This window comes from Robinsoniella sp. (assembly GCF_034124845.1).
This window is the reverse complement of record NZ_JAWYAJ010000232.1, coordinates 1-6327: the sequence shown is the minus strand read 5'-3', so window position 1 is coordinate 6327 and position 6327 is coordinate 1. Positions and strand designations below refer to the sequence as shown.

Genomic DNA, 6327 nt, shown 5'->3' with positions numbered 1-6327 from the left:
CAAGAACCTCTCAGGCGGACAACGTCAGAGGCTTACCATTGCCAGAGCACTGGTGGGAAAGCCGGAGGTGTTGATATTGGATGACAGTGCATCGGCGCTGGACTTTGCAACGGATGCAAAACTGAGAAAGGCGATTACTGATAAAACAAAAGGAATGACCGTGTTTATCGTATCCCAGAGGGCTACTACTATTCGGGGTGCAAATCAGATTATTGTTTTGGATGACGGCGCAGTAGCCGGAATCGGTACCCACCTTGAATTATTCGAAACGTGTGAAGTATATAAAGAAATCTGTTTGTCACAGCTTTCAGAAAAGGAGCTGGGTAAATCATGAAAAAACAGGGAAACAACCGGGAAACAGAAAAAAGAATATTAAAATTAATTAAACCATACGGACATCTTCTCATTATGTCTCTGATCTTTGCCGTGATCAGCGTAGTACTCACGCTGTATGCACCGGTGATTACCGGGCAGGGCATTGATTTTATTGTTGGTAAGAAGCAGGTTAATTTTGCTGCGCTCATGCCGCTTCTGGTGAAGTTTGGAATTGTAGTGGGGGCTACGGCACTGGCACAGTGGCTGATGAATCTGTGCAACAATAAGATTACTTACCATGTGGTAAAAGATATCCGTACAGAAGCTTTTGAACATCTGGAGATTTTGCCCCTGCGTTATATTGACGGTAATCAGTATGGAGAAGTGATCAGTAAGGTGATCACTGATGTAGACCAGTTTTCTGACGGATTGCTATTGGGATTCTCACAGTTGTTTACAGGTGTCATAACCATACTGGGTACGCTTTTATTTATGCTGAGCGTCAACTTTAAAATAACGTTGGTGGTGGTTCTGATTACTCCGCTGTCTCTATTTGTGGCAAGCTTTATTGCAAGAAGGACCTTCTCGATGTTTAAACTCCAGTCGGAAACCCGTGGGGAAATGACTTCTCTGGTGGAAGAAATGGTAGGAAACCAAAGAATCGTAAAAGCGTTTTCCCATGAAGAAGAGGCAAAAGAGAAATTCAATGCTATTAATGAGGATCTTCGCAAATGCAGTCTGAGGGCAATTTTCTTCTCCTCCATCACAAATCCGGCGACCAGATTTGTAAACGGTCTGGTTTATGCCGGAGTGGGAATTGTGGGTGCGATTTCCGCTATCCGGGGAGTGATCACCGTAGGACAGCTGTCGTGTTTCTTAAGCTATGCCAATCAGTATACAAAGCCATTTAATGAAATCTCAGGGGTGGTCACGGAATTACAGAATGCATTGGCGTCCGCTTCCAGAGTATTTGAACTGATTGATGAAAAGCCCCAGACACCGGATCAGCCGGATGCAATAGAATTAAGACCGGATATGGTGAATGGAAATGTGGCGCTTAAAAATGTGCATTTTTCCTATAATGCGGAGGTGCCACTAATCGAAGGATTAAATCTTACGGTCAAACCCGGGCAGCGAATTGCAATTGTGGGTCCAACAGGCTGCGGGAAGACTACTATTATTAATCTGTTAATGCGGTTCTATGATGTAGACAGCGGGGAGATTACCGTAAGTGAACACCCGATCATGACCTTAACACGAGACAGCCTGAGAACGAATTACGGAATGGTTTTGCAGGAAACCTGGTTAAAATCCGGAACTATTGGAGAAAATATTGCATATGGAAAACCGGATGCTTCCAGAGAGGAAATAGAGGAAGCGGCAAAATCGGCACATGCCCACAGTTTTATCAAAAGGATGCCGGAAGGTTATGATACGGTCATATCAGAAGCGGGAGGAAATCTGTCCCAGGGTCAGAAACAGCTGCTTTGCATTGCAAGGGTAATGCTCTGCCTGCCGCCGATGCTTATTCTGGATGAAGCAACATCTTCCATCGATACCAGGACAGAGATAAAAATACAGAGAGCATTTGAGAAGATGATGCGGGGCAGAACCAGCTTTATTGTTGCACATCGTTTATCTACCATACGTGAGGCGGATATTATATTGGTTATGAAAAACGGTGCGATCATTGAACAGGGAAATCATGAGGCATTGCTGCGAAATAAAGGATTTTATGCAGAGCTTTATAACAGCCAGTTTCAGCAGGATGTTTGATCTGGGAGGCAGGTATTATGGAATCAAATGCGAAAGAAGATATGGGGCAGGCTTTAAAACAGCTTGCAAGAAAAAAGCCTTTTGATAAGATTGCTGTTTCGGATATTACGGCAGTCAGCGGTTACAACAGACAGACCTTTTACTATCATTTTCAGGATAAATACGAGCTTCTGAACTGGGTATACTATCAGGACATTTTTGCAGATCTGGTAAAGGGAATTGATTTTGACAACTGGGACGGTCATTTGTGCAGAATGCTGGAGAAAATGAAAGAGGAAAGTTATTTCTACCAAAACACCATCCGCTACGCCCAGGACAGTTTCCAGGAACATCTATATCATGTGACTACGGAATTGTTCACAGAAGCAATAGAGGCGCTGGATACGAGAGAAAAACTCTCCAAGCCGGATAAGAAGTTTTATGCCGGATTTTTTGCTCATGGAGCCTGCGGAATTGTGATTGACTGGATGAAGCGGGGCATGAAAGAAGAACCACGGGTATTTGTGAAGTTTATGAAGGGGCTGGTCTTAAGCAGTGAAAAAGCTGCATATGAACGATACAGCAGTGAACCAGCTGCAACGAAAACTGATTAGAACGTATTTAAGATTCGTTTTGCCAGGAATGGGGAAGCTGAATTGAAACACGATTTAGACAGGCGGTTCAAAATGTCTAGTTACATTTTGAATTGCCTGTTTTATAATTTAGCCATAAGGGAACAATAAAAGATAATAAATGAAAACCAGTACATCATTGTGCATTTAAAAGTAAAAGAATCAATGGGGTACCAGCAAATTCAAACCGGAAATCAAAGAAATGAGGTAAAGATTATGGCTAAAAAAACATGGAAAAAATTAGTGAAAACAGGTGTGATTATAGGAGGTGCAGCAGTAGCGGCAACTGCTTATAAAAAATCCAGAGACCAAAAAGAAGAGGACAAAAAGCAGGAAGACTATGAATATGACTTCAATGAAGAAATCGACCATGGAGATAAACAGATACATTTTATAGGCGGCGGACTGGCTTCCATGGCGGGAGCGGCTTACGCAATCAGAGACGGACACTTTAAGGGCGAAAACATCCATATCTATGAAGGAATGCACATACTTGGAGGAAGTAATGACGGAATCGGTACACCTGCCGGCGGATTTGTATGCCGCGGCGGACGTATGTTAAATGAAGAGACCTATGAAAATTTCTGGGAATTATTTAAGAGTATTCCATCCTTGGAGTATCCGGGCAAGAGCGTGACGGAAGAGATTTTAAGCTTTGATCATGCCCATCCGACTCATGCCAAGGCACGTCTGATCGATAAAGACGGTGTGATCCAGGATGTTAAGAGTATGGGATTTAACAATGACGACCGTATGACACTTGGCAAATTAATGATCACTCCGGAGAGCGAACTGGATGACATGACGATCCTGGACTGGTTCAAAGATACACCGCATTTCTTCGAGACTAATTTCTGGTATATGTGGCAGACAACATTTGCATTCCAGAAATGGTCCAGTTTATTCGAATTTAAACGCTATATGGAAAGAATGATATTTGAATTCCCGAGAATTGAAACACTGGAAGGTGTGACCAGAACACAGTTTAACCAGTATGATTCCGTTATCCTGCCCATACGATCTTATCTGGAAGCTCATGGTGTGGACTTCGTTACGAATGCAACGGTAACGGACATCGATTTTGCAGAAGGATATTCCATCACGGCTACCGCAATGCATCTTACAAAAGACGGAGAAGAAAGTGTAGTGGAATTAAAAGAAGGGGATCTGTGTATTATGACAAATGGCTGTATGACAGACTGCGCAACCCTTGGAGATTTCAGCACACCTGCGGCATACAAACCGGAAAACCCGATTTCCGGTGAACTTTGGAAGAAAGTTGCTGCTAAAAAAGACGGTCTTGGAAATCCGGCACCATTCTTTACAAAACCGGAGGAGACGAACTGGGAAAGCTTTACCGTAACCTGCAAAGGCAATAAGCTGTTAAAGATGATTGAAAAATTCTCAACGAATATACCGGGGAGCGGTGCTCTGATGACTTTCAAAGATTCCAACTGGTTAATGAGCATCGTGGTAGCAGCACAGCCTCATTTTAAAAACCAGCCGGCTGACCAGACTATTTTCTGGGGATACGGATTGTATACCGATAAAGTGGGAGATTATGTGCCTAAGGCTATGAGAGACTGTACCGGAGAAGAATTATTGACAGAGCTGCTTCATCATCTCCATTTTGAAGACAAGATGGATGAGATTATGGAGGATGTTGTAAATGTAATCCCATGTATGATGCCATATATTGATTCTCAGTTCGAACCAAGAAAAATGACAGACAGACCAAAAGTAGTGCCGTCTAACTCTACTAATTTTGCTATGATCAGCCAGTTTGTGGAAATACCGGAAGATATGGTGTTTACAGAAGAATATTCGGTGAGAGCTGCCAGAATTGCAATCTATAAACTGCTGCGCATCAACAAGAAAATCTGCCCGGTTACACAGTATAAGAAAAATCCGAAAGTGCTGGCGGTAGCTTTGAAGACGGCTTATAGATAATGGAATAGACTTTTAGGGAATAGATATTTATGGAATAGATATTTATGGAATAGACATTTATGGCTTAGATATTTATGAATAGACATTTATGGATTATATAATGATTGGATAGATATCTATAGAATAGAATTTATAGAATTAGATATGAAGAAATAGGATATAAAGAATTCGGGGTGGACATTTGTCCGCCCTGTTTCTATTTTGCGCAGATTCCAGCCGTTGTAAATTTACACCCGCATAAATCCTCATTTTTTGTCGTTTCTCCCAGTTGAAAATCCATCTGAGTATGTTATACTAAAAAGGTATGAATAAAATTCACACTATTGATATTTGAATAGCACAAGCCTGCTTGCGTTATTTGGGGGTATAAAAATATGAAGTTACTTTTAGCTGCAATCAATGCAAAATACATTCACTCTAATCTGGCTGTTTACAGCCTGCGGGCTTTCGCCAGTGAGTTTGAAGAGCAGATTGAAATTGCAGAATATACGATAAATCATTATACAGATGATATCCTGCAGGATATTTATAAGAAAAAACCGGATGTCATTGCCTTTTCCTGCTATATCTGGAATCTGGAATTTGTGAAGATTTTGATAGAGGATCTGGCGAAAGTACTGCCGGATACCAGGATTTGGGCAGGTGGTCCGGAAGTTTCCTTTGATGCGGTAACGTTTCTGGAAGCGTATCCCCAGGTAAGCGGGGTCATGATTGGGGAAGGGGAACAGACCTTTTATGATCTGACCAGGTACTATGTGCAGGGCGGTGAGCTTGAGAAGATCAGGGGGATAGCATACCGCAATGAACGGAACGAGATTCTGCAAAATCCCTGCAACCCCATTCTGGATATGGATACCTTGCCGTTTATGTACGGCGATATGAAGGATTTTGCCAATAAGATTGTTTACTATGAAAGCAGCAGAGGATGTCCTTTTTCCTGCAGCTACTGCCTTTCTTCCATTGATAAGAAGCTGCGGTTTCGAAGCCTTTCACTGGTAGAGGCCGAATTACAGTTCTTTTTAGACCATCAGGTGCCCCAGGTTAAATTTGTAGATCGTACTTTTAACTGTAACCACAGACATGCCCAGGGAATCTGGAAATATATCAAAGAGCATGACAATGGAATTACGAATTTTCATTTTGAGATTGCGGCGGATTTGTTAAATGAGGAAGAGCTGCAGCTCCTTGGGACTTTACGCCCGGGGCTGGTACAGCTGGAAATCGGTGTACAGTCTACGAATATGGACACCATACGGGAAATTGACCGTGTGATGGATTTTGAAGCTTTAAAGGAAATAGTGGCGAGAATTCATGAGGGGAAGAACATACATCAGCATCTGGACTTGATAGCGGGGCTGCCTTATGAAAATTATGACCGTTTTATCCGGTCTTTTAATGATGTCTATGCCCTGAAGCCGGATCAGTTCCAGCTTGGTTTTCTGAAGGTGTTAAAAGGATCAAAAATGCATCAGAACGCGGTACAATACGGAATTCAATATAAGACCAGACCCCAGTATGAAGTGCTGGGTACAAAATGGCTTTCTTATGAAGAAGTGTTAAAGCTAAAGGCAGTGGAAGAGATGGTAGAGGTATATTATAACAGCCTTCAATTTGCCCATACGGTTCGCTTTCTGGAAAAAGCATTTGGGTCTGCTTATGAGATGTATGAACAGCT

The 6327-nt window shown here is 42.3% G+C and carries 5 protein-coding genes; all 5 read left to right on the top strand.

What is annotated here, in order from left to right; genetic code table 11:
• A partial coding sequence (locus tag ACH2DQ_RS11385; RefSeq protein ID WP_395026792.1) for an ATP-binding cassette domain-containing protein occupies positions 1 to 334 on the top strand: 334 nt, incomplete at its 5' end.
• Positions 331 to 2091: an ABC transporter ATP-binding protein gene (locus ACH2DQ_RS11380; protein WP_394913830.1), complete on the top strand. Its 1761-nt coding sequence runs from the start codon at positions 331 to 333 to the stop codon at positions 2089 to 2091. The genes ACH2DQ_RS11385 and ACH2DQ_RS11380, both read left to right, overlap by 4 nt.
• A gap of 17 nt (positions 2092 to 2108) precedes the next feature.
• Positions 2109 to 2684, top strand: coding sequence for a TetR/AcrR family transcriptional regulator C-terminal domain-containing protein (locus ACH2DQ_RS11375; RefSeq protein ID WP_394913831.1), 576 nt, complete (start codon positions 2109 to 2111; stop codon positions 2682 to 2684).
• 234 nt (positions 2685 to 2918) lie between these two features.
• Positions 2919 to 4652, top strand: a complete 1734-nt coding sequence (locus tag ACH2DQ_RS11370; protein WP_394913832.1) for an oleate hydratase — start codon at positions 2919 to 2921, stop codon at positions 4650 to 4652.
• Between the two features lie 374 nt (positions 4653 to 5026).
• Positions 5027 to 6327 (top strand): DUF4080 domain-containing protein (locus ACH2DQ_RS11365; RefSeq protein WP_395026790.1); only part of this gene is annotated, 1301 nt, incomplete at its 3' end.

Bases quoted from the DNA above. Each gene is read 5' to 3' on its own strand.
- ACH2DQ_RS11375 (WP_394913831.1), top strand. From the start codon at position 2,109: ATGGAATCAAATGCGAAAGAAGATATGGGGCAGGCTTTAAAACAGCTT.
- ACH2DQ_RS11380 (WP_394913830.1), top strand. From the start codon at position 331: ATGAAAAAACAGGGAAACAACCGGGAAACAGAAAAAAGAATATTAAAA.
- ACH2DQ_RS11370 (WP_394913832.1), top strand. From the start codon at position 2,919: ATGGCTAAAAAAACATGGAAAAAATTAGTGAAAACAGGTGTGATTATA.